The following is a 22,703-nucleotide window of genomic DNA, read 5'->3' as shown; positions in this document are numbered from 1 at the left end:
GGTGCGGTTCGGGCGACGGGGTGGTGGGCGAGACGGTCGGGGTCAGGGCGGGCCGGTGCGGGTGGTCGCTGCCGAGGCGGGCTCGACCTCGGTGGTCGACACGGCCTCGTCGACGGGGACGGGCGCCCGGCGCCTGCTCAGAGGGATCCGTGAGCTGCTCCTCCACAGCTGGAGGAACCGGCCGCGCGAGCGGGCGCGCAGACCCACCAGCACGAGGGCCACGAAGGCCGCGCCCTGGGGGAGGAACTGGGTCAGGCTCGCGGGCACGTCGAACTGCTGGAGCCGGATGCTCGCGGCGCTCGCCAGGCCGAACACGCCTGCGGCGGGGATCAGGAGGCCGGGTCGGTTCAGGGCGAGGAGCGCCGCGGTGATGCCGATCCAGCCGCGATCGGCGCTCATGTTCCGGGTGAACATCCCGAGATCGCCGACGGAGAGGAACGACCCGCCGAGGCCGGCGATGGCGCCGGCGACGATGAGCGCGAGCACTTGGGTACGGGCCACGGGCAGACCGGAGCTCGCCGCCGCCCCCGGGGCCTCGCCCACGGCGAGCAGGTGCCGACCGGCCCGCGTGCGGAACCAGAGGGCGAGCAGCCCCACGAGGAGGAACGCGGCGTAGACGAGGACGTTCCAGCGGTTCAGGAGGTGCCCGACAAACGGGAGATCGCCGAGCAGCGGGACGGTGATCGGGGTGAGCGTGGAGACGTCGGGCTTGTAGGTGCCCACACCGCCGAGGAACGAGCGCATGAGGAACACCGTGAGCTGCAGGACGAGGATGTTCAGGCCGATCGCGAGGACCACCAGGTCGACCTCGAAGCGGTGGGCGAGCGCCATGATCGCGCCGATCAGCGCCCCGGAGAGACTCGCCGCGAGCACCCCTGCGAGAGGGCTGCCAGTCCACGCGGCGACGAGGATCCCGGTGAACGAGCCGAGCAGCACCTTCGACTCGATCGCGAGGTTGAGGATCCCGGCGCGGGCCGAGATCAGCGAGGCGATCGCGGCGAAGAGGATCGGGGTGGTCATGCGGATCCCCGAGTTGAGGAAGTCGGCGACGACGTTCATCAGGCGTGCACCCCCGCCTGCTCGGTGGAGGGGCGGGTCCCGGCGTCGAGACGCCGGTTCGTGCGTCGCCGCTCGCGAGCCCGTTCGATGCGCTTCTGCAGGGGAGCCTGGATCGCGACGAGCACGATCATCAGGGCGAGGACGGTCGACCCGATCTCACGCGGGACCCCGAGCATGATCTGCAGGCCGTTCACCGCGCCCACCGTGATGCCGGCGTACAGGATGCCGACGACGCCGGCGCCGATCGCCGTGGTGCCGCCGAGGATCGCGGCGGTCAGGCCGGTGAGCCCGGTGCCGTCGCTGAAGCCCTCGATCACGCGGTAGTTCGCACCGAGCACCTGCACGCCCCCGCCGAGCCCGGCGAGCGCCCCGCCGATCAGACCGGCGCGAAGGACGGCCGACGTGGCTGACATCCCTGCGTACCGGGCGAAGGCGGTGGCCTCGCCACTCATCCGCTGCTCGTAGCCGAACGTCGTGCGGGACAGGTAGAACCACACGCCGATGCAGGCGATCACCGCGAGGACGAAGGCGAGGCCGAATTTGGTGGAGGGGTCGAAGACGGGAAGCTTGGCGGTGTCCGCGATCGTCCTCGTGTAACCCACCGTCGAGGCCTCGGCGCGAAGCGGGTAGTTCACCAGGTAGTTGAGCAGCAGGCCCGCCATCGTGTTGAGGATGATCGAGATGATCAGCTCGTTCACGCCGAGGAACAGCTTGAGGATCGCGGGCACCACGCCCCACGCGGCGCCCACAGCCGCGGCGGCGAGGAGGCACAGTGCGGGGTGGATGCCCGTCGGCGCGGAGGCCGCGGAGCCGACGACGGCGGCGGCCAGGCCGCCGAGCGCGTACTGGCCCTCCTGGCCGATGCTGAAGAGACCGCTGCGCAGGTTCACCACAGCGCCGAGGGCGCAGAACATGATCGGGGCGGCCAGGGCCAGGGTCCCGCCGAGATTGCAGTACCGCGGGTCGCAGGCGAATCCGGCCGTCGCGACTGTCGTCGCCGCGTCCCACGGGGAGACCCCGAGCGCCGAGACCAGGGCGCCGCCCACGATCAACGCCGCCAGAACCGCGCCGACGGGGAGCCCGCCGCGGAGCAACGTCCGCTCGACCCGTTCCTGCATCGCTCGTCCTCTCGTCACGCTCGACGGTCGGGGATCCGGCCGTACGTCGAGCTTGGAGGACGGGTGTTACAGAGTCACACTCTTGATGTTTCAGATCTGTTACTAGTTCACAGGACTGAGAAGGATGACAGCTTGCGGATGATGCCTTCTGCCGTGCATCGGATGATCAGGGACTGATGCGCGGGTAGGTGTCACATGATCTGTGGCGCTGGGCGGGAGTGGAGACGCGACCGTGGAGCTGTTCCTCCGTGACGTGGCGACGATCCCCGAGCAGTACTTCGCGTTGCGCCACGGCGAGATTCTGCGCGACGGGCTCGGCGCTGTGCACCTCGTGGCGACGCTGTTCGTCGACACCCCTAGAGGGGATGGCCGAGATCAGCTTGAAGCCCCTGGTGTCGCCTCCAATGTCGTGATATGGAACCCGCGGCTGGCGGATGATCTCGAGACGTTCGCGGAAATCGAAGCAGCAGATCTGGACGAGCGCGTGGTGGATGCTGTGCGAGAACGTGGCCTCGCCGACCGAACGCAGCGCATCGCCCAAGATCTCGCGCGCACAGGACCCGTCCTCCGCTCCCGGGCCGATGCCGAAGCTCTTGCTCCTGGGGAGCTCGCTACGCGTATCGCGTGCGGAGAGCATGGCGACGCGCGGGTCGCCGAGATCGTTGAGATCCTGATCGGCGGCTCCGCATATATGCCAGGCCCTGCTCCTGAAGCCTTCGCCAGGCGCGCGGTCGGATCGTCCTCGGTGAGTACTCGACATCTGATCGAGGCGGCGTTCGCGGAGGAGCCTCGGGGGTCGGACGTCATGGTCTACGAGCTGGGGATCGTCCTGTGGGAGCTGGCCAAAGGGGCTGAGTCGGCATGAGCGACGAGGATGTCGGAGCAGATGGGTGACGGGACCTAGGTATCGCGCCGTGGTCCACCGTTATCGAATCGTTCTTTACGCCCGCCTGATCCGGTCTTGAGAGGTCTGCCCCGTCTCTTACGCTTCGCCTGAAACGCTGGCAAGAGTGTCGGCGCTGTGCGGACCGGCGGAAAGCCGGCCAGAACGGAGCGTCAACGGTGGTCGATGTGAAGCGCGGAGCGATGCGGGCATGGGGTGCGATGCTCGCGATCGCCGTGGTCGTCGGAGCGGGTATGGCGGCGCAGGCGCCGGCCCTCGCCGAAGGCCGCGAGGTGGGTGGCTCGGGCTCGCAGTACTACCTCAACGACTCGTGGTCCTCGACGGCGAACCATGAGTTCAACTACGGCAAGACGAGCGACCGCGTCTACACCGGCGACTGGAACGGCGACGGCAAGGACTCCCTCGCTGTGCGCCGCGGCAGCACCTATTACTTCGCCAATTCCCTGGGCGGCAGCGCGACCACCGTCGTGAACTACGGGAAGTCGACGGACACCGTGCTCGTCGGCGACTGGGACGGCGACGGCAAGGACACTCTCGTCGTGCGGCGCGGGCAGACGTACTACATCTCGAACAAGCTCGCCGGCGGCAGCGCGAGCACTGTCCTGAACTACGGACGGGCGACGGACACGGTCCTGGTCGGCGACTGGGACGGCGACGGCAAGGACACTCTCGCCGTGCGGCGCGGGCAGACGTACTACTTCTCCAACTCGCTCACCGGCGGCAAGGCCAGCTCCGTCATCAACTACGGCAAGGCGAGCGACAAGGTCCTCGTGGGCGACTGGAACGCCGACCGCAAGGACACGCTCGCCGTCCGGCGCGGCAACGTCTACTACATCTCCAACAAGCTCTCCGGCGGCTCCGCGTCGATCGTCCAGTCCTACGGCCGCACCACGGACACCACCCTCGTCGGTGACTGGAACGGGGACCGCAAGGACACGCTCGGCGTGCGCCGCGGCGCTGCGGCGAGCACCCCGGCTCCCAGCACGCCGGCACCGAGTAAGCCGAGCCCGACGCCGAGCAAGCCGACCAGCACGAAGCCGTCGGGCAAGAACTGCCCCTCGTGGGCGCCGATCAAGGGCAACAACAGCAGCTCGGGCGAGAAGATCTACCACGTGCCCAGCGGCGCGTTCTACTCCCGCACAACCCCGGAGAAGTGCTTCTCCACGGAGTCGGCGGCGAAGGCCGCGGGCTACCGCGCCTCGAAGCGCTGAGGCGCGTGAGCCCCGGCGACGTGGTGCTCCCGGGGCTGCGGAGATGATCCGCGCGGAGGCGGCCGGCCCAACGCCGGCCGCTTCCGTCGTCCCCGTTCGAGGTTCGCTGGCGGGTCGACCGGCTTCGGCTAGGAGCCTGCTGGTCAGGCCGCAGATCTCCGTTATCGAACCGTGCTCTTCAATCGCCCATTCCGGACTCACCAGACTCGCTCCTTCTCTTACGCTTCGCCTGGAACGTCGGCATTGGTGCCGGTGTCGAGCGGCCGCCGGGTGGCGTGCCAGATCGGAGTGTCAGTAGTGGGCAAGGTGACGCGTGGAGCGGTGCGGGCATGGGGTGCGCTGCTCGCCACCACAGCGGTGGTCGGCACGGGCATGGCGGTGCAGGCGCCGGCTCTCGCGGAGGGCCGCGAGGTGGGCGGCTCGGGCTCGGCCTACTACCTGAATGATTCGTGGTCCTCGAAGGCCAACGACGAGTTCAACTACGGCAAGACGAGCGACCGCGTCTACACCGGTGACTGGAACGGCGACGGCAAGGACTCCCTCGCTGTGCGCCGCGGGCAGACGTACTACTTCTCCAACTCCCTCGGCGGGAGCGCGTCCACCGTCATCAACTACGGCAAGGCGAGCGACACCGTCCTCGTCGGCGACTGGGACGGCGACGGGAAGGACACGCTCGCAGTGCGTCGCGGGCAGACGTACTACATCTCGAACAAGCTCTCGGGCGGCAAGGCCACCACCGTCCTGAACTACGGCAAGGCGACGGACACGGTGCTCGTGGGCGACTGGGACGGCGACGGGAAGGACACCCTCGCCGTCCGTCGCGGGCAGACGTACTACTTCTCGAACTCGCTGAGCGGCGGCAGCGCGAGCTCCGTCATCAACTATGGCAAGGCGATCGACAAGGTCCTCGTGGGCGACTGGAACGCCGACGCCAAGGACACCCTCGCCGTGCGCCGCGGCAACGTCTACTACATCTCCAACAAGCTCAGCGGCGGCGCCGCCTCGATCGTCCAGGCCTACGGTCGCGCGACCGACACCACCCTCGCCGGCGACTGGAACGGCGACCGCAAGGACACGCTCGGTGTGCGCCGCGTCGCGGAGACCTCGGGGCCGACGGCCGCTCAGCGCACCGCGATCGCCTCCGCCCGCGACTACCTCACGTACGCGCCCTACTCCCGCAGCGATCTGATCAGCCAGCTCGAGTACGACGGGACGAAGGCCGCCGACGCCGAGTACGCGGTCTCCTACCTCGAGAAGAAGGGCGAGGTGGACTGGGACGAGATGGCGCTGGAGAGCGCCTACTTCTACCTCGAGGGGATGGCGCTCTCGCGGGACCTGCTCCGCGACTTCCTTCGGCAGGACGGCTTCACCGTGTCCCAGGCCGAGTTCGCGCTGACCTACCTCGAGGACAACGGCGAGATCGATTGGCGCGAGGAGGCCGTGGCGGCCGCGCACGAGTACTACGACGAGGATCCGAGCTGGACCCGCGACGAGCTCGTGGCCCAGCTCGTGGACGAGGGCTTCCCCGTCGATGACGCGAACTACGCGGCGGATCAGCTGGGGCTCTGAAGCGAGTTCCGGAAGGCGGGGCGAGGGGCGGTCGGCGCGCAGCCGATCGCCCCTCGCCGCTGCGGACGGTTTGTCATCTCTGGCCGTTACAGTCTGCTCGGACGCGCCGAAACCAGCGCGCGGAACTGCAGGAGAGAGAAGGAACTGTCGATGGACGCATCGGTAGCATCGATCACATCGTGGAACTTCGTCGCGGAGTGCCCGATCCCGGAGGACGTCACCGAGCTGCTCGTGCCCGGGGAGCAGGCCGTGGCGGCCTACAAGACCTTCCGTGATTCGGCGATCTTCACCACGCAGCGCCTGATCGTCCGCGATGCGCAGGGCATCCGAGGGAAGAAGGTCGAGATCTACTCCCTCCCGTACTCGGCGATCAACATGTGGTCCTCGGAGAACGCCGGGACGCTGGACCTGAGCGCCGAGATCGAGCTGTGGACCCGCGCCGGGAAGATCAAGATCTCCGTGGGCAAGCAGATCGACGTCCGCCGCCTCGACCACCTCATCGCGAACGCCGTCCTGCGTTCCGCATGAGCCACTCCTCTGCCCTCCGCTTCTGGGGCGGGCCGAGGCCTCGACGTGGTGCAATCGCAGGGAACCACGGCGAACGAGAATGATGATCGCGAGCACAGCCGGATGCCCCGGTGATCCCGGCGCAGAAAGAGGAGATCTGATGAGCGTGACCTGGGGGATCCACAACGACCGGATCCCGGCCGCGGAGCTCGTCGCTGGAGGGTTCGTCTCGATGGGCTGGGACGAGATGGACGACCTGCGAGGCATTGGTAATGACCAGTCGGCGATCAAGTCGGCGCTCGCAGCGTGCCACCCTGAAGCGAATGCGGGGTCCATCGCGGCCTGGGCGGGTAACCTGCGCAGGTTCGCCTTCGAAGTGGCTGACGGGGACCTCGTGGTCGCCCCGAGTAGGCAGTCGTCGGTCTTCAACATCGGTCGTGTAGCAGGACCATACGAGTACCACGGTGACGTGCCAGGGCACCGTCACCGTCGGCCTGTCGAATGGCTGGTCCGTGATGCACCGAAGGTCGCATTCTCGCAGGCGGCATTGAATGAGCTCGGATCCATCAGGACCCTGTTCAGGGTCAGAAAGAACGTGCAGGAGTTTCAGGACGCGGTGGAGTTCGGGGTTCCCGATGTCGCACGGGACTCGTCTACCAAGACGCGGCCGACCAATGAGCTCATCCGCTACGGCCTGCTGCAGAGAACGGTGCTCGAGGTGCTCCGGGATCGTGGCGTCACGCGCCGCCGCGAGATCCTCGAGGAAGTGCCGAAGCGGATCCAGCTCACCGGCGCCGAGCTGAAGACGACGGGCCACGGCCGGAGCCGGTACGAGAGTGCCATCGTGTGGGGATCCGTCGACATGATCGCAGCGGGGTGGCTCGAGAAGCTGCCCGATGGCTGGAGCCTGACGGACACGGGGCGGCAGGTCCTCGAGGAGACGCCGAGCACCGTGGACCTCTCGGAGCTCTCCCGGGCCGCTTACCAGCAGGCTCGTACCGCCAAGCGTGCCCGCACGGGGAGATTCACCACCGACCGGTATCCCCTGATCGACGAAGCCGTGAAGCTGATCGGCGAGGGGGAGTGGGTCACCTACAGCGATATCGCCACCGTCACCGGATCGAACCCCTCCGCCGTCAGCGAGTACGTCCACCAGGAGGCCCTGGGCCTGGAGGGCCACCATCGCGTCGTGCCCGCCGGCCGCGCGCCGAACCGCGACGACCTGCGCGAGGCTCTCGCGGCCGAGGGCGTGCGGTTCGATGACCATGGTCTCCCCGATCCCCAGAAGCAGGTCCGGCTCGAGGATTTGCGGGAGGAGATGGACCAGCGAGGCCTCCTCCCCACGGTGCCGCGTCGGGCATGGATGGTGCGCGGTAGCAGCGGGAGCGGTCGCGACCTCGTGACCGATTGGCTGGCGAGCGGCACCACCACTCTGGCGGCCACCAGCCTCCGAGCGGTGGCGCCTGGCATCGGCCGGGACCAGCTGAAGCAGTTCGTGGATGAGGACTATGCCCACGCCTCCTACGACCTCCGTGGAGAGAAGGTCGATGACTTCCACGCCTTCCTCACCCGCATGCAGGAGGGCCATCTGGTCGTGGCCGTCGACAGCAACCGGCTCTACATCGGCACGCTCACCGAACGCGTGGAGCAGCACCCGGCGGCCGCCAGCGGTGCCGTCCTGACGCGGGGTGTCTCCTGGGCGGACGCCGACGGCGTCGATCTCGGTGACATCCCTCCCGGGCTCCGTGCCCGGCTCAAGATCCAGCGGGACGTCGTCGATCTGACGCAGCAGCTCGAGACCCTCGAAGCGCTCCTCGACGCCGAGGAGTCACAGCGCCCTGCCCCTGAGATCACGGAGCTCGAGCTGCCGGGAGCCACCCCGGAACTCGCACGCGCGCTGCACGTGCCGCAGGACTGGCTCCAGGAATGCTTCGACCTGCTCTCGGACAGGCCGCAGATGATCTTCTACGGGCCGCCCGGCACGGGGAAGACCTACCTCGCGCAGGCCATCGGCAAGCATCTCGCCGGGGATAACGTGCGTCTCGTGCAGTTCCACCCGGCGTACTCCTACGAGGACTTCTTCGAGGGGTACCGGCCGCAGCCCGACGGTGGATTCGCCCTCAAGCCGGGACCGCTGCGCAAGATCGTCTCCCAGGCCAAGGAGAACCCGAACGATCCGTACGTGCTGATCATCGACGAGATCAATCGCGGCAACCTCGCGAAGGTGTTCGGGGAGCTCTACTTCCTCCTCGAGTACCGCACGGAGAACGTCGAGCTGCTCTACGCCGACGAGGAGTTCAACCTGCCGGAGAACGTCTTCATCATCGGCACGATGAACACCGCTGATCGCTCCATCGCACTCGTGGACGCGGCGATGAGGCGACGCTTCTCCTTCCTTCCCCTGCACCCGTCCGAAACGCCGACCCGCGGGATCTTGCGCTCCTGGCTCGCCGCGACGGGCAGGCCCGGGCGCGTCGCAGATCTCCTCGACGAGCTGAACCGCAGGATCGAGGACCCGGACTTCAAGATCGGACCGTCCTACCTCATGCGGGATGCGGTGCACCGGGACGACGGCCTCGCGAGGGCATGGCGGACCACGATCCTGCCCCTGCTCGAAGAGCACCATTTCGGAGAGCTCGACGCCGCGTCCGTCGCAGCCCGCTACGGGCTCCCCGCGGTCGCCGGCGCAGTGGACGCGGTGGTGGAGCCGGTCGATGCGTCGCCTGGAACTGACTGAGGGCGCCCCCGCGCACGGCATCGAGCTCACGGAGGCCGAAGCGCGGGCGGTCGCCCTCTCCGAGATCGCCGAGCTGAATCGCGCCCCGGGGGAGACCGGGTGGCAGGTCGCTCCAGGCCGGAAGATCGGTGTCGTCCAGGTGGACGACCTCCAGATCAGCGTCACCCCGAAGATCCCCGTGGAGCGTCTGATCTTCCTCATGGGGTACGCGACCGCGCCTGCCTACTGGCGCGAGCACTCGGTTCAGCTCGACCCCGAGGAGAGCCTCCCCGAGGCGCTCGCGCATGCGTTCGCCCGCCTGGCGCAGAGGGCGACGGAACAAGGCCTGCTCCAGGGCTACAGGACCGTGGACGACTCCGTGCAGGTGCTTCGAGGGCGCATTCGCGTCTCCGAGCAGATCGGTCGCCGTCACGGCGCCGGGCTGCCGCTCGACGTCACCTACGACGACTTCACCGTCGACGTCGCCGAGAACCAGATCCTCCTCGCCGCCGTCACGAAGCTCCTCCGCATCCCCGGTCTGGACGCTCGTCGTCGCCCAACGCTCCAGCGCCTCCGCCTCCGCCTCCAGCTCGCCGGAGTCGCCGAGCTGCGCCGCGGGGAGGTGCTCCCTCTTTGGACCCCCTCGCGGTTGAACTCGCGATATGTCCCGGCGCTCCGCCTCGCCGAACGCATCCTCGCCGGGGAGTCCTTCGAGCAGCGGCGAGGAGAGCTGCACGTGAGCGGGTTCGTCCTCGACATGTGGAAGATCTACGAGGACTTCGTCGGCGTCGCCCTCCGTGAAGCACTGGCCTTGCGAGGGTCCGCATCACTGCAGCATCGGATGCACCTCGACATCGCCCGGCGGGTCGACCTCCGGCCCGACTTCCTCTGGACCGGGCACGAGGGACAGCAGATCGTCGTCGACGCCAAGTACAAGTCGGAGAAGTCCGCCGGCTACCCCCAGGCCGACCTCTACCAGCTCCTCGCGTACTGCACGGTGTTGGGCCTGCGCGAAGGCCACCTCGTCTACGCCAAGGGCAACGAGGTCGAGATCGTGCACGAGATCCAGGGCGCAGGCGTCGCGATCCACTGCCATACGCTGGACCTGGATCAGCCGCCGCACACGCTCCTCCACCAGATCGCGTCGCTCGCCGCACGCCTCGCTGACTGAATGGCCGACGCCTGCCTTGGCCCGCGAGTACCCTCCGCTTCTTTGACCTACCCGGTCATGACTCCGCGGCCGCGGCCAGTACAGCATCCAGAAGCCGCAGGTCTTCAGGGGAAAGCCCGGCAAGAATCTCTGCCAGGCTCACCTCGGTCTGGATGATCGACTTGACGCCATCACCTTCGAGACTGGCGTGCGTGATGAAGAGCTTGGAGTAGTCGGGCTGGTCGAGGGGGTTGGGCACCCGCTCCTGCTCCACGACGGCCGTCGGCCCGAACTCCAGGAAGATCGTGGGGCTGGCATCGGCTCGCTGCAGCTCGACGCACCATTCCCACTTCCCCACGAACCGCGTCACCACCTGTTCGATCGTGCCCTCGCCGATCCGAGCGTTGACCTGTTCCATGAGCACCGCGCGCGCGTAGGTGCGCAAGGCGCCCTTCACATCGGCGAGGAGTTTCCGACTGTCCTCGAGCTGGCGGCGCGCGTGCTCGGCGACAAGGTCGGCGAACTCCTGTGAGGCGAGGTCTCGAGGACGGTGGCCGTAGCGGGCGGATTCGCCCGTCTCGCACATCGTCGTCAGGAAGCTGATCGTGTCTTCGGTGTTCACTGCGGCTGGTCCCTCCACGAAGTGCTCGAGCATCTGCCGGATGAAGAAGTCTTGGTCGGGGTGCCTTCTGCGCCAGGCCGGCGTCCGGTTGACGTGCGCCTGCAGATCGCTCAGTACCTCGCCGTAGCTGAGCACGACGGCGTTCTCCCACCCGTCGCGCAGGAGCTGCGTCTCGCGGCGTTGGCACAGCAGCACCACGGCCGCCGGCCGTTCGCCGCTCGTGCCGAGGGCGAGGTATCGGGCATAGGAGTGACCATGTCCGTCGGAGGTCCCGAAGTTCTCGATCACGACGGCGCCGTCCGTTCGGGAGAGGACGATGTCGGCGATGTCGTCGCCGAGCGGGGACGGCAGCCCGTCGTCTCCCGGAGTCGCGACCTCCTGCGCCACCCGGTACCCGCTCGCCGGCAGGAGCCACTCCGAGTTCAGCCCCGCGTTGACGTGTTCGAGCACGATCTTCTGGAACGTGTCCCCGAGCTCATGACTCGCGTCAGGTTCCAGGAGCCAGGCGAAGACGTTGGAGAGCTGCTTCTCGTGCGTGCCGTGATGCATCACCCGGAACACGTTGAACTGCTCGGCGAGGCTCCGCGACATCGAGGGCAGCAGCATCCGGACGATGTCGCTCACAGCGGCGGGGCCAGCGGTCATGAGGTGACTTTAATCGGAGGCCTGTACCGGGCCCGTCCGATCTTGTCGGGTGCTGCTCTTCGCTCGTCCGCTCAGCCCGCCGCCGCGTCCGCGAGCAGGCGGGCGGGGATCCGCTCGCGCCCCTCGACGTGGTCCACGAGCTCGGGCGCGATCCGCGCGCCGTGGGGGAGGACCGTGAGCGTGCCGCGAGCCTCGAGGATCACCAGGGCGACGTCGGCCGGATCGAGCACGCCGCCCGCCCGCAGCCGGTCCAGCAGCATCCCCCGGGTCAGGCGGCTGCGCCGCAGCCCCTCCGGGACCTCCGCGCCGTCGACCATCACCACCACCGGACGGGTGCGGCGCACCAGCGGCGGCACCCGGCGGATGTGCCCGGTGGCGTACTCGAGGAGCACCAGGGTGGCGAGCACGATGATCGCGCCGAGCATCGTCGGCGACTCGCCGAGGGTGGAGCGGGCGGTGATGCCGCCGACGACCGCGAGGACCACGAAGCTGCCGGTGCTGGGCCGCGCCATCAGCCGCGGCCCGATCGCCTGCATGAGCACGGAGAAGGCGGTGTACAGCACCACCGTCGAGGCGATCACGCCCAGGATCCCGGTGGGGCTGATGCCCACGTAGTCGTGCCAGAGGAGCTCCCAGTCGATCATGGGGCCATTGTCCTTGGCCCCGCGACGGTCAGGCCCGGTACCGCCCCGGCCGGTGGTTCAGGGCGAGCACCACGTTGAGCACCACGCCGCCCAGGGCGGAGAGCAGCACCCGCGGCACGTCGAGGACCAGCAGCGAGAGCAGGATGACGGCGACGTCGAGGGCCATCTGCACGTAGCCGGCGCGCAGCCCGGCCCGCTCCTGCAGGATCAGCGCGAGGATGTTGAAGCCGCCCAGGCTCGCGCCGTGCCGGAAGATGATCAGCAGCCCCACGCCCACCAGCAGGTTCCCGCCGATCACGGCGTACAGCAGGGGCACCTGCTCGAGCGGCAGGAAGCGCGGGTGGACCAGGCTGAACGCGGAGATCAGCCCTACGCAGATCGCGGTCTTCACCGTGAACACCCACCCCTTCTTCCACAGGGCGAGCGCGAAGAACGGCAGGTTTACCAGCGCGAACAGGACCGCGAACGGGGTGCTCAGCGCATGGGTGAGCAGCAGGGCGAGGCCGGCGGTGCCGCCGGTGACGGCCCCGGCGCTCTGCAGCAGGTACAGGCCCAGCGAGGCGAGGAAGGTGCCGGTGAGCACCCCGAGCACGTCCTCGGTGGGGCGGTGCGGGATGACGGCGTCGATCGGCGGGGTGGCGGCGGAGGAGTCGGCGGGCGCGGAGTCCGCCGACGGGTGGGACGCAGAGGGCATGCCAGCACTGTAGGACCGGCGCCCCCGCCGTCGGCCCCGGATCGATCGAGGTGACGGCACCGTGACCGACGGGTCAGCCCGTCACCTGCGGCCGCACCGCGTCCTCGGTCGGCCCGAGCACGGGCCGCGCGCCCGTGCTGGTCGACGGAGCCTCGAGCCGCCTCGAGCCGCTGGTCGTGGGAGACCGGTATGACCGCAGCCTCGTGGTGCGTGGACGCCTGTTCGGGGCGAGGACCTGCCTGCGATCGGCGAGCCCATGGATCGCGTCGCGCCGTGGCGGGCCGAGCGGCTGGAGGCGAAGGATGACTTCCTCATCACCGACGGGGGCGCCGACGGGCTTCAACCTCAAGGACCCCGGCCACGGCGTCGCCTCCCACCGCCGTGTACCGCCTGGGACCCGCGGCCTTCGAGCGGATCGACATCTCGCGGGTGCGGATCGTGCACCTCTCCGGCGTCGCCCTCGCGCTCTCCGCGAGCTCGTGCACGCCGCGATCCGTGCCGCCCACGCACCACAGGGCGATCGTGAGCTTCGACGTGAACCACCGGCCCGTCCACTGGTCCGGGCGCGAGGAGGCCGTGGCCACGATCCTCGCCGCGGCCGGGCAGGCGGACACCGTCCTCACAGGTCGCGACGAGGCCCGGGGACTCTGGCGCACCACCACCGCGGACGACGTGCAGGCGCTGCTCCCTCGCGGCCCACCTCGTCGTCAAGGACGCCGAGGTGGGGGCCGTGGAGTTCGCGGCCGACGGGGGCGATGCCGATGAGCGCACCGCCGTGCGCGCCCCGCGGATCGAGGTCGTCGAGGCGGTGCCCGCCCGGCCGCCTTCCGCCGAGGGGGCATCCGCCGGTGCCGGCCCTGCACCTGTCTTGATGGTGTGCTCGCGGAGCTCGGCGCCGCGGTCGGGCGCACCGGCGCGCGTGACGGGGCGGAAGCCCTTGCGATGGCCGAGCGCGTGATGCGCAGGCCGCACCCTCACCCTGCGCGGCGTAGCCACCGGGTGCGAGCGAGCCCGTGGCCACGATCGCGGCCAGCGCGCCTTCCTCCGTGAGGGCGGAGGAACCGGTCGCCGTCGGCGACGTCGTGGAGCTGGGCCTCTCGCATGCGTGCACGGCCTTCGGGAAGTGGCGGTTCGTGACGGTCGTCGATGACGGCGGCACGGCCGTCGAGGCTCTGGTCCGGGCATGGCGCCGTGGTCGGTGTCGTCACCTGTTCCTGTCGAAGGCGTGCGGTCCCGGCCCCAGTAGGTGCTCCTCGCCGTCCCAGCGCAGTCGGCAGCGCGTGCCCTCCGGCACGCTCACCCGCACGGCGCGGCCGGCGGCTTCCCCGCTGACGTCGATCTCGATGAGCCCGGCGACCGTCGGCACCGAGGCTCCGAGGTGCCCGATCTGCTCGGGGACCTGCGGCGCCACCGCGAACTCGGTGTAGCTGGGCGCGAGCGGGCGCAGACCCAGCAGGTCCTCGACGACGAGGAACAGCGGGGAGGCGCCCCACGGGTGCGCACACGAGACGTTGGGCTTCACCTGCTCGTTCCAGGCCTCCATCGTCGCGCCCGCCCCCGCCTCGATCATGCCGAGCCAGGAGCGGTCACCGGTCGCGACGAGCAGGTCGAAAGCGGCGTCGGCGCGACCGCCGCGCAGCAGCGCCCGCAGCAGGAACGGCGCCGCGTAGACGCTGACGGGCATGCCGAGCGGGGCCAGGTGCTCGGCGATCCGGGCCGCGCGGTCGGCATCCGCGACGCCGAGGGCCGAGGCGAAGGCGCCGGCGTGCGCGGCGGCGTGGGGGAGCGGGGCGCCGCCCGCGTCGAGCCCGTCGATGAAGGTGCTGGCCTCCTCATCCCACAGCAGCGCGTTCATCGCCTCGCGCAGGCGGCGCGCGTGCTCCGCGTGCACGGGCGCATCCGGGTGGCCCAGCAGCTCGTCGATCCGCGCCATGGCCGAGAACGCCCCGTGCGCGACGGCGTTGACGGCCGTGTTCACGGGGCCGAACAGGTAGCCGTCCCGCTCCGACGGCGGCCAGTCCACGATGTCGTGGTCGGCCACGCTGGCGGACCCGTCGCTGCCGTGGAGCTTGCGGATCAGGCCCGTCGCCGGGTCGATCCAGTCCGTGGGCAGCAGGGCGGCGAGCTGGTCGCGCCGGGCGGCGAGGGCGTCGAGGTCACCGCCTCGCTCGGCGTGCTCCGCGGCGAGGAGCACCAGGTAGAACGGCCACTCGGTAGGCCAGGTGCGCCGCTGCAGCAGGTAGTCCAGCGAGTAGCCGGCGAGCTCCTGCTCCGCGCTGAGCGCCGCGTTCGCCTTCGCCTGCAGATAGGCATCCGCCTCGTAGGGCTCCCGCTCGCGGCTCCACGAGTCCACGAGCAGCGGGCCGTTGGTCTGCACCATCGTGTGCTCGCACAGGTCCAGCACCTGCTGCAGTCGCGGATCGTCGGTGCGGAACCGGGTGCGCTCGCCGAGCGGGTACACGTGCCCGAGCGCCCGCACCGACTCCGCCGCCTCGGGCGGGAGACCGTCGATCTCGAGGTACCGGAACACCCGCAGTCCCCAGGTGCGGAGGTGCGGCTCGTGCCCGTCGAGCTCCCAGCGGTCCTCGTAATAGTTGCCGGTCGCCATGTGCGCGCGCACTCGGCCGTGCTCGTCGAGCAGCTCGCCGAAGCGGAGCGTCAGCTGCGCGGGCCTGCCGAGGCCCGGCAGGGACAGTCCGCCCACGTACGTCCCGCCGAAGTCGAAGCGCAGTGTCCCCGGGCCGACGGCGGCGACGTCCACCGGTGCGGCCTCGAAGGTCGTGACCGTCGCCGTGGGGTCCGGCGCGAGCGTCGTGAAGGGTTCCTTGGTGGCCGCCGGGGCCCAGGCACTGTCGTCGAAGCCGGGCTGGTCGAAGCCCCACGGGTAGTCGCGGCCCACCAAGTGCTCCTGCGGCGCGACGAAGTAGTGCGTGCCGATGCTGCCCGACGGACGGTACGCCCGGTCCCCGGCGAGGCCCGTCCACGGGGCCGACGGCGCCGCGACCTCCTCCGAGCCGTCGCGGTACCGGATCCGCAGCGCCACCTGGATCCGGCGATCCTCCGGTGTCCACGCGACGACGCCGATCGCGTTGGCGCCCTCGATGAGGAGCGGCGACGCGTCCCAGCTCGAGTACCGGCGCTCGTCGGCGATCGCGCGGACCGGGCCCTGACCCAGCTCAGCGCCGTTCATGCTGGCCCGGGCCACGAACTGCCGGCCCGGCTCCGGGGAGGACGCCGCCAGGTGCAGCGTCCCCTCCGCCACCGGGCGGTCCACGTGCACCTCGCAGCGCAGGAACGCCCAGTCCGGTTCGGAGCCGCCCTCGGCGACAGGGGCCGTCCAGATCGCCGGGCTGTGGCGCCAGAGGTCCGGGGTGCTCATGCTCGCGTGCTCCTTCGTCGCCGGCGGGCTCGTCATCAGGCGTGCTGCTGGAGCGAGCCTATGTGGCTCGGTCGACGTGTTGTCGGGGAGTGCCAGGTCCTGCCCCTGCGGGGCCGTGGCGTCAGAGTTTCCGGTGCGTGGCCTCAGGGTCCTGCGGACCGTCGGTCGCGGAGGACCGCTCAGGCTTCCACGGGTCCTCGTTCTCGTCGGGCGCCTTGTCGCCGTCGACGAGTCGGGACTCTAGGGACTTGGAGTACACCTCGATCGGCTCGGACTCGACCTCGATCGTGCCGTCGATGGTCTGCCACTCGCCGCCGTTGACGGAGAACTCTCCGGTAAAAGTGGTGGTGAGCGTGACGTCGTACCAGCCCTCGTAGGCGTAGGTGGAGCTGATCTCCTCCGAGGGGTAGGGCTTGCCCGGCTTCTCGGTGTCGATCGTGTTCCCGTCACCGAGGTCCCAGTGATAGCTCTGCGCGGTGGCGCGGACTGAGACCGGGGTGTCGAGGAGGGTGGCGTCGAGAACCTGGGGCTCGGACTCCGCGTGCAGCACGTTGGGCATGCCGGCGGGCAGCCAGCCGTCGCTCGGACCGGCGTGAGCCACCGCAGGCTCGACGGGCAGCTTCGCAAAGTCCTCGCGGGTCACCGTGATGACGATGGGGGCCGCGGCCGGTTGTGCCGTGTTCGAGCCGGCCTGGCCGCGTTCCTGGCAGCCGTAGCCAAGGAACTGGCGGTTGCCTGTCGCTCTCTCGACTCTTTCGCGAGCGACCGTCACCATGTCGGCGCCGGAGGTGCCCTGGTTTGCGCGTGCGGGGTCTGCGACGAAATCGCCCGACGCGGTCGAGTAGTTCGTTCCACCCTGGCACTGGCCAGTGGGCACGGAGCAGTTCTGTCCGCCGCCGGCGAGGTCCGTGCAGTTGTAGCCGCCGCCACCCTCCACAGCCTTTGAGGTGAAGTAGAACGGCGGTAGGTCCTTCGGGCCCACTCCGGGCACATTCTCAGATGTCACTCCCTGGACTCGCTTCAGGAGATCGGTGGCCGCTCGTGAGGCAACTTTAAGACCTTCGCCGTCCGAATCGGCAGCTATACCCTTGGCGAATGCACAGGGAGTAGCGCCCACCCAGAATATCGCCGTCGCCGCCGCCAGGAATAGCGCAGTTAGCGTCCGGCGGCGCCGAACACTACGCATCTTCGTTCGTGATCGAAACATCCCCGAGCTCCCAGTGGTCATCCTGCCAGTTTAGGGCTCCGGCCGTTCCGTAAAGTGCTTTCGGCACATCTTCGGTGTCGTCGGAATCGAGGTCGGGCTCAGTGTGGGCCGAGGCGACGAAAGAATAGATCACTGAGATCTCGAAGTCTTCATAGGGTTCCGAGCGAAGCTCCCCTGCCTCGAGGCTTACGTGACTCCAGTATTCTCCCGCTTTTCCATGATCGTCAATCTGGTCGATTACCCCAGTACAGGAATTGCAGTCGGCAGCAGTCATCTCTTTGATGGCGGCACTATCTCCTGTCTCGAATCCCCAAAAGACTGAGTCGATATAAAACTTAAAAGCCTGTTCCGCGCCCTCGTCCGTGTGCTCATCCATCCCCGGATAGTCGGCCGGGTCCGGGGCGGGGATGTCAGGCGCGGCCTTGGTGGTGCCGCCGTCGTCGGAGGCTTCACCTGTGCTGCCGCCGGCCCCGCCCCCGTCGGAGGTGCCGCCGTCGTCGCTGGCGCCGGTGGCGATGGTGGAGGGCGGGTCCGTGATGGTGCCGCCGGTGTCGTCGCCGCAGGCGGCGAGCCCGAGGACGAGCGCGGCGGCCGCGGAGGCGGTGAGGAGGCGGCGGGTCATGCGGGGCCTTTCGACGTGCAGCAGATTCCGCCCACCCAAGCAGACGGGCCCACGCGGCGCCACGGACTCGGCGGGATTGTGGACAGCCGCGCCCAGGTTCGTTACCCGGCGCGTCCGCTGCCCCGGCCCTGGGACGTCGCTCCGAACCCTCACCTGACCTGCTTACTCTGGCCTCATGATCGGCCTGCTCTGCCTCGACCTCGGCACCTCCTCTGTGAAGGCGGCGCTGATCGACCTGGGCGGGCGCACCCTTGCCGTGGGCAGCGCGGCCTACGCCACCACGTCCTTGCCGGGCGGTGGCGAGGAGCAGGAGCCGGAGGACTGGCTCCGTGCGGCCCGCACCGCGATCGGGCAGGCCACCACCGCCGGCATCGAGGTCGCAGCCCTGTGCCTCACGGGTCAGATGCAGGACCTCGTCCTCGAGGGCGGGCACGGTGCCCTGCGCCCTGCGGTGCTTTACACGGACCAGCGCGCCGCCCCAGACTCCCAGCAGCTCCGCACCGCCCTCGCCGCGGAGGGCACGGACTGGGACGCCGCCACCGGGAATCGTCAGGACCCCAGCAGCTGCGCGGCGATGTTCCGCCGCCTCGCCCGCACGGAACCGGAGGCCACCGCCCGCGCGCACGGGCTGACCTTCGGCCCTGCCGGCCACCTCGCTGCTCGCCTCGGCGCGGGCCTCTGGTGCGACCTGACGACCGCGTCGACCACGGGCCTGCTCGATGCGACGACGAGGGACTGGCATCCCGGCGTGGCGCGCGCGGCGGGCCTGGACCCGGCACTGCTGCCGCGCCTCACACGCGGCCACGGCCAAATGGTGGGTCGCACCGATGCCCGAGCCCGTGACCTGCTCGGTCTCGAGGTGGGCGTGCCGATCGTGCTCGCCCCGGGGGATGCGGGCGCCGCGGCCCTCGGCGTCACCGGGACCGCTCCGGGCAAGGACCACGCGTCGCTCGGCACGAGCGGCTGGATCGCGAGCATCCGCCCGCGCGGCACCGGCCCGGACCCCGCGCCGTTCAACCCGGCCTCGCACCGCCTCGCCCTGGGGGAGGACGAGCTGCTGATCTCCGCCGTGCTCGCCGGGGGAGCGGCCGCCGCCTGGGCGCGGGACGCGTACCTGGGCGGCATGGACGCGCAGGCCGCCGACGCGCTCCTCGCCGAGCGCGAGCGGAACCGCGGCCGCGGGCCGACGGGCCTGCTGGTCCTGCCGTCCCTCGGCGGGGAGCGGTTCCCGGTGCGGGACGACGCCCTGCGCGGCGCCGTGCTGGGCCTCCATGCCGGCACCGGGCCCGCGGAGCTCTACGCGGGCACGCTCGAGGGCGTCGCCCTCGCGCTGTCCCACGCGCTGGACCCCGCGAGGGCGGGCGAGGAGCTCACGGTCGTCGGCGGGGGAGCGGCCTCCGCCCCGTGGCGGCGGATCCTCGCCGACGTCACCGGCCGCACCGTCCGCTCGCTCTTCGCCCCCGGGGCCGACGCGACGCTGCTGGGCACCGCGATCGCGGGCGCCGAGGCGCTGGGTCTGGGCCACGCCATCGCCCCGCTCGCGGAGCGCAAGGGCGAGCTCACCGCCCCGGATCCGGCCGCGGTGCAGGCCTTCGCGGCGCTGCGGCCCGCGCACCGGGCCCTGTACGACGCGGCCGCGCGGATCGGGGAGCTCGCCGCCCGAGCGTGACGACGGCGACCAGCCGTCCCGGCATGCGCAGACCCTGCGTGGCGTCCCCGCGGCAGGGTCCACGTGGGGGGCCTCGTTCAGCCGCTCCCCAGACTCGGTCGCTATCTTCGCTTCCGCAGAGGGAGTACTTCACCTCGGCGCGCTCGTCAGTACGGCCTGCTCCTGCGGGCCCGGGCCGTCGGCCCCGGGATCTCGGGGCGAAGGAGACTTTGGCACCCGTCCTTCGACCCCCGGTCCCTGGAGGCCCCTGTGGAGATCACTCCTCTCGTCTGGGCGATCACGATCGCCGTCACCGTCGCGTTCTTCGCGTTCGAGTTCCTCGTGCACGTGCGCACGCCCCATGAGCCCAGCATCGGCGAATCGGCCCGCTGGTCCGCGTTCTACATCGGCCTCGCGCTGCTGTTCGGCGTGGGCATCGGCCTCGTCTCCGGCTGGCAGTTCGGCGGCGAGTACTTCGCCGGCTACCTCACGGAGAAGGCGCTCAGCGTCGACAACCTCTTCGTCTTCCTCATCCTCATGACCGGCTTCGCCGTGCCCCGCATCTATCAGCAGAAGGTGCTGATGATCGGCATCGTCATCGCGCTGGTCATGCGCGGCGCGTTCATCGCCGTGGGTGCGACCCTCATCAGCAACTTCTCGTGGATCTTCTACCTCTTCGGCGCGCTGCTGCTCGTCCTCGCCTGGCGGCAGGCCTTCGGTGACCACGACGGGGATCCGGCCGACGGCCGCTTCATGCGCCTGGTCAAGCGGGTCCTGCCCGTCACGGACGAGTACCACGGCGACCGCCTGAGCGTCCGCAAGGACGGCCGGCGCTTCGCGACCCCGATGCTGCTCGCGATCATCGCGATCGGCTTCATCGACCTGGTCTTCGCGGTCGACTCGATCCCCGCGATCTACGGCCTCACCGACCAGGCCTACATCGTCTTCACCGCGAACGCCTTCGCGCTCATGGGCCTGCGCCAGCTGTACTTCCTGCTCGGCGGGCTGCTGCAGCGCCTGGTCTACCTCGCCCAGGGCCTCGCCGTGATCCTCGCGTTCATCGGCGTGAAGCTCGTGTTCCACGCCCTGCACGTCAACGAGCTGCCCTTCGTCAACGGCGGCGAGCCGCTGCTGTGGGTGCCGGAGATCCCGATCTGGTTCTCGCTGCTGTTCATCGGCGCCACGATCGCGGTCGCGACGGTCGCGAGCCTGCGGGCCACGCGGAAGCGACCGGAGGAGGTCACGGCCGACGCGCCCTGACCCGCCGCCGCCCGCCCGAGGTCAGGCGGCCGGCGGGCCGTCGGTGCGCAGCACGGTCACGGGACCCTCGTCCGGCCCGGGCGGCTCGAAGTTCTCGTGGTACTGCTCGGCGAGGCCGGGCGGGAGCGCGAAGTCGTCCGCATGGGCGCCCGCGCGCTCGCGGAGCCGGGCGAGCGCCGTGCCGCGGTCGGTGACGACGTGGAGGATCTCGACCGTGGCGCCGGTGGGGGCGAGCAGCTCCCGCCACTCCTCCCGCATCGCCCGCGACCAGAAGGAGAGGTCCACGACCACGTCGCGCCCCGCCGCGACCGCCTCGAGCAGACGTCGCTGCAGGTCCGCGACGATCTCCTGGCTCACGTCATCGGGCAGCGGCATGCGGCGCAGTCCCCGCCCCCAGGCCTCCACGTCCACGGACAGCCGCAGCATGCCGCGGGCCTCGAGGTCCCGGGCCGCGGTGGACTTCCCGGCGCCCGCCGCGCCGCACATCAGCACCACATGGCTCATCGGGCCAGGATAGGAGCCGGGGACCTGGGACACTGGGTGTCCCGATGGGACGGTCCCGTCGCGAGGACGCTCCCCGTCGGGGCCGCCCTCGCAGATTCCCAGGAGCTCTCGATGACGATGGTCCGCTGGACCGAGCACGGCACGGAGCGCACCGCGCGCTGGCACTCCGAGAACGGTGCGCCCGCCCCGAAGCGCCTCACCGTCGTGGACGACGCGATCACCGCGAACGCGGCCCTGCGCCGGCTACGCGCGGGGGAGGGGCTGCTGTGGCGGGGTGACTTCCCCGGTGCCCGGCAGATGCTGAAGGCCGTGGGCCGGCGCATGGACCACGGCACGGTCCCCGCGCACATCGACCTCGCGAGCCGGTTCCGCGCCCACCGCGAGGACCGGGCGCAGCGCTCGCTCGTGCTCTCCGGGCTCGTGGTGCTCCTGGACGAGGAGCTGCGCCTGGACCTGCGCCGCGCCCCGGACACCGCGGAGGCCTGCCGCGAGGCCTACGGGGACCTCGGCGAGCCGAGCCTCGTCGCGCTCAACGAGCTGCAGGGGGTGCTGAGCGCCTGGCAGTGGCACGTGCAGGGCGTGCCGGTCCCCGCGCTGGGCGCCCGCGTGCACCCCCGGCACGGCGTGTTCTCCCCCTCCCGCTCGGAGTACGTGGACCTCGTGGCCCGCGCCCCGCTGCCGCGGGAGGGGGACCTGACCGCCTTCGACCTCGGCACCGGGACCGGCGTGCTCGCCGCGGTGCTCGCCCGCCGGGGCGCCGCCCGCGTGGTCGCGACGGACATCAACCCGCGCGCCGTGGAGTGCGCAAAGGAGAACGTCGAGCACCTCGAGCTCACGGACCGGGTCGAGGTGCTCGAGGCGGATCTCTTCCCCGAGGGGCGGGCGGATCTCGTGGTCTGCAACCCGCCGTGGCTGCCGGGGGAGCCGACCTCCCCGCTCGAGCTGGGCATCTACGACGCCGACTCCGCGATGCTGGGGCGCTTCCTCTCCGGGCTCGGCGACCACCTGAGCCCCGGCGGCGAGGGCTGGCTCGTGCTCTCCGACCTCGCCGAGCACCTGCACCTGCGTAGCCGCGGCGAGCTCGAGCGGAGGATCGAGGCATCGGGTCTGCAGGTCGTGGGCCGGGAGGAGACGGCGCCGCGGCACCCGCGCTCGCAGGACGAGCTGGACCCGCTGCACGCCGCCCGCTCGCGCGAGGTCACCTCGCTGTGGAGGCTCCGCCCCGCCGCCTGATCCGCGGGCCC

At 70.3% G+C, this 22,703-nt stretch carries 19 protein-coding genes and 1 pseudogene; 11 read left to right on the top strand and 9 right to left on the bottom strand.

Going from position 1 to position 22,703, the window contains the following annotated elements; genetic code table 11:
• Nucleotides 1-42: 42 nt before the first annotated feature.
• Complete coding sequence (locus tag ABD080_RS02470) at nucleotides 43-1,059, bottom strand: ABC transporter permease (protein ID WP_137768977.1); 1,017 nt, start codon at nucleotides 1,057-1,059, stop codon at nucleotides 43-45.
• On the bottom strand, nucleotides 1,059-2,177 hold the full coding sequence (locus ABD080_RS02465) for an ABC transporter permease (protein WP_343903522.1): 1,119 nt from the start codon (nucleotides 2,175-2,177) through the stop codon (nucleotides 1,059-1,061). Before ABD080_RS02465 ends, ABD080_RS02470 begins: the two co-directional genes overlap by 1 nt.
• A 232-nt stretch (nucleotides 2,178-2,409) precedes the next feature.
• Between ABD080_RS02465 and ABD080_RS02460 the strand changes: the two genes are divergently transcribed.
• The 6 genes from ABD080_RS02460 to ABD080_RS02435 all read left to right on the top strand — a co-directional run bounded on the left by ABD080_RS02460 (nucleotide 2,410) and on the right by ABD080_RS02435 (nucleotide 10,255).
• Entirely contained in the window at nucleotides 2,410-3,042 is a 633-nt protein-coding gene (locus ABD080_RS02460) for a hypothetical protein (RefSeq protein WP_343903521.1), read from the top strand.
• 221 nt (nucleotides 3,043-3,263) lie between these two features.
• On the top strand, nucleotides 3,264-4,292 hold the full coding sequence (locus ABD080_RS02455) for an FG-GAP repeat domain-containing protein (RefSeq protein ID WP_343903520.1): 1,029 nt from the start codon (nucleotides 3,264-3,266) through the stop codon (nucleotides 4,290-4,292).
• A gap of 321 nt (nucleotides 4,293-4,613) precedes the next feature.
• Nucleotides 4,614-5,861, top strand: coding sequence for an Ltp family lipoprotein (locus ABD080_RS02450; RefSeq protein WP_343903519.1), 1,248 nt, complete (start codon nucleotides 4,614-4,616; stop codon nucleotides 5,859-5,861).
• A gap of 150 nt (nucleotides 5,862-6,011) precedes the next feature.
• Nucleotides 6,012-6,389, top strand: coding sequence for a PH domain-containing protein (locus ABD080_RS02445; protein ID WP_343903518.1), 378 nt, complete (start codon nucleotides 6,012-6,014; stop codon nucleotides 6,387-6,389).
• Between the two features lie 139 nt (nucleotides 6,390-6,528).
• Nucleotides 6,529-9,105 carry an AAA family ATPase gene (locus tag ABD080_RS02440; RefSeq protein WP_343903517.1) on the top strand — a complete coding sequence of 859 codons (2,577 nt, stop codon included), beginning with the start codon at nucleotides 6,529-6,531 and terminating at the stop codon, nucleotides 9,103-9,105.
• Nucleotides 9,083-10,255: an McrC family protein gene (locus ABD080_RS02435; RefSeq protein ID WP_343903516.1), complete on the top strand. Its 1,173-nt coding sequence runs from the start codon at nucleotides 9,083-9,085 to the stop codon at nucleotides 10,253-10,255. Before ABD080_RS02440 ends, ABD080_RS02435 begins: the two co-directional genes overlap by 23 nt.
• A gap of 55 nt (nucleotides 10,256-10,310) precedes the next feature.
• Here the strand turns inward: ABD080_RS02435 and ABD080_RS02430 are convergent, their stop codons facing one another.
• The 3 genes from ABD080_RS02430 to ABD080_RS02420 form a co-directional block, all read right to left on the bottom strand.
• Nucleotides 10,311-11,501, bottom strand: coding sequence for a PD-(D/E)XK nuclease family protein (locus tag ABD080_RS02430; RefSeq protein WP_343903515.1), 1,191 nt, complete (start codon nucleotides 11,499-11,501; stop codon nucleotides 10,311-10,313).
• Nucleotides 11,502-11,572: 71 nt separating this feature from the next.
• Entirely contained in the window at nucleotides 11,573-12,145 is a 573-nt protein-coding gene (locus ABD080_RS02425; RefSeq protein WP_343903514.1) for a DUF421 domain-containing protein, read from the bottom strand.
• A 28-nt stretch (nucleotides 12,146-12,173) separates the two neighbouring features.
• Nucleotides 12,174-12,839 (bottom strand): YitT family protein, encoded by a 666-nt coding sequence (locus tag ABD080_RS02420; protein ID WP_343903513.1) that lies wholly within the window; start codon nucleotides 12,837-12,839, stop codon nucleotides 12,174-12,176.
• Nucleotides 12,840-13,220: 381 nt separating this feature from the next.
• On the opposite strand from ABD080_RS02420, the gene ABD080_RS02415 reads away from it, so the two are divergent.
• Entirely contained in the window at nucleotides 13,221-13,604 is a 384-nt protein-coding gene (locus ABD080_RS02415; protein ID WP_343903512.1) for a carbohydrate kinase family protein, read from the top strand.
• 248 nt (nucleotides 13,605-13,852) lie between these two features.
• Nucleotides 13,853-13,972 (top strand): annotated as a pseudogene (locus tag ABD080_RS02410) (hypothetical protein); the annotation flags it as partial.
• Nucleotides 13,973-14,043: 71 nt separating this feature from the next.
• Here ABD080_RS02410 and ABD080_RS02405 read toward each other — a convergent pair.
• The 3 genes from ABD080_RS02405 to ABD080_RS02395 form a co-directional block, all read right to left on the bottom strand.
• Nucleotides 14,044-16,218: a family 78 glycoside hydrolase catalytic domain gene (locus ABD080_RS02405; protein ID WP_343903511.1), complete on the bottom strand. Its 2,175-nt coding sequence runs from the start codon at nucleotides 16,216-16,218 to the stop codon at nucleotides 14,044-14,046.
• 121 nt (nucleotides 16,219-16,339) lie between these two features.
• A complete protein-coding gene (locus tag ABD080_RS02400) occupies nucleotides 16,340-17,446 on the bottom strand; it encodes a hypothetical protein (RefSeq protein WP_343903510.1) in 1,107 nt (368 codons plus the stop codon).
• A complete protein-coding gene (locus tag ABD080_RS02395; RefSeq protein ID WP_343903509.1) occupies nucleotides 17,397-18,047 on the bottom strand; it encodes a DUF6318 family protein in 651 nt (216 codons plus the stop codon). The genes ABD080_RS02400 and ABD080_RS02395 overlap by 50 nt, the downstream gene beginning before the upstream one ends.
• A 175-nt stretch (nucleotides 18,048-18,222) precedes the next feature.
• Here ABD080_RS02395 and ABD080_RS02390 point away from each other — a divergent pair, with 175 nt between their 5' ends.
• Nucleotides 18,223-19,716 (top strand): FGGY family carbohydrate kinase, encoded by a 1,494-nt coding sequence (locus tag ABD080_RS02390; protein WP_343903508.1) that lies wholly within the window; start codon nucleotides 18,223-18,225, stop codon nucleotides 19,714-19,716.
• A 249-nt stretch (nucleotides 19,717-19,965) separates the two neighbouring features.
• A complete protein-coding gene (locus tag ABD080_RS02385) occupies nucleotides 19,966-20,955 on the top strand; it encodes a TerC family protein (protein WP_137768962.1) in 990 nt (329 codons plus the stop codon).
• A gap of 21 nt (nucleotides 20,956-20,976) precedes the next feature.
• On the opposite strand, the gene ABD080_RS02380 is transcribed toward ABD080_RS02385, so the two are convergent.
• Entirely contained in the window at nucleotides 20,977-21,459 is a 483-nt protein-coding gene (locus ABD080_RS02380) for a P-loop nucleotide/nucleoside kinase family protein (protein WP_343903507.1), read from the bottom strand.
• Nucleotides 21,460-21,570: 111 nt separating this feature from the next.
• Here ABD080_RS02380 and ABD080_RS02375 point away from each other — a divergent pair, with 111 nt between their 5' ends.
• A complete protein-coding gene (locus ABD080_RS02375; RefSeq protein ID WP_343903506.1) occupies nucleotides 21,571-22,692 on the top strand; it encodes a methyltransferase in 1,122 nt (373 codons plus the stop codon).
• Nucleotides 22,693-22,703 lie beyond the last annotated feature (11 nt).

Origin of the sequence: Brachybacterium rhamnosum, assembly GCF_039526185.1 — a bacterium.
GTDB classification, from domain to species: domain Bacteria; phylum Actinomycetota; class Actinomycetes; order Actinomycetales; family Dermabacteraceae; genus Brachybacterium; species Brachybacterium rhamnosum.
Note: the sequence above shows the minus strand (reverse complement) of the source record. Positions and strands in the feature narration are given on the sequence as shown.

What these genes read in the sequence shown, in the direction of transcription:
- ABD080_RS02470 (WP_137768977.1), bottom strand. Translation starts at nt 1,059, where the DNA reads ATGAACGTCGTCGCCGACTTCCTCAACTCGGGGATCCGCATGACCACC.
- ABD080_RS02465 (WP_343903522.1), bottom strand. Translation starts at nt 2,177, where the DNA reads ATGCAGGAACGGGTCGAGCGGACGTTGCTCCGCGGCGGGCTCCCCGTC.
- ABD080_RS02455 (WP_343903520.1), top strand. Translation starts at nt 3,264, where the DNA reads ATGCGGGCATGGGGTGCGATGCTCGCGATCGCCGTGGTCGTCGGAGCG.
- ABD080_RS02445 (WP_343903518.1), top strand. Translation starts at nt 6,012, where the DNA reads ATGGACGCATCGGTAGCATCGATCACATCGTGGAACTTCGTCGCGGAG.
- ABD080_RS02440 (WP_343903517.1), top strand. Translation starts at nt 6,529, where the DNA reads ATGAGCGTGACCTGGGGGATCCACAACGACCGGATCCCGGCCGCGGAG.
- ABD080_RS02435 (WP_343903516.1), top strand. Translation starts at nt 9,083, where the DNA reads ATGCGTCGCCTGGAACTGACTGAGGGCGCCCCCGCGCACGGCATCGAG.
- ABD080_RS02430 (WP_343903515.1), bottom strand. Translation starts at nt 11,501, where the DNA reads ATGACCGCTGGCCCCGCCGCTGTGAGCGACATCGTCCGGATGCTGCTG.
- ABD080_RS02425 (WP_343903514.1), bottom strand. Translation starts at nt 12,145, where the DNA reads ATGATCGACTGGGAGCTCCTCTGGCACGACTACGTGGGCATCAGCCCC.
- ABD080_RS02420 (WP_343903513.1), bottom strand. Translation starts at nt 12,839, where the DNA reads ATGCCCTCTGCGTCCCACCCGTCGGCGGACTCCGCGCCCGCCGACTCC.
- ABD080_RS02405 (WP_343903511.1), bottom strand. Translation starts at nt 16,218, where the DNA reads ATGAGCACCCCGGACCTCTGGCGCCACAGCCCGGCGATCTGGACGGCC.
- ABD080_RS02400 (WP_343903510.1), bottom strand. Translation starts at nt 17,446, where the DNA reads ATGACCACTGGGAGCTCGGGGATGTTTCGATCACGAACGAAGATGCGT.
- ABD080_RS02395 (WP_343903509.1), bottom strand. Translation starts at nt 18,047, where the DNA reads ATGACCCGCCGCCTCCTCACCGCCTCCGCGGCCGCCGCGCTCGTCCTC.
- ABD080_RS02390 (WP_343903508.1), top strand. Translation starts at nt 18,223, where the DNA reads ATGATCGGCCTGCTCTGCCTCGACCTCGGCACCTCCTCTGTGAAGGCG.
- ABD080_RS02380 (WP_343903507.1), bottom strand. Translation starts at nt 21,459, where the DNA reads ATGAGCCATGTGGTGCTGATGTGCGGCGCGGCGGGCGCCGGGAAGTCC.
- ABD080_RS02375 (WP_343903506.1), top strand. Translation starts at nt 21,571, where the DNA reads ATGACGATGGTCCGCTGGACCGAGCACGGCACGGAGCGCACCGCGCGC.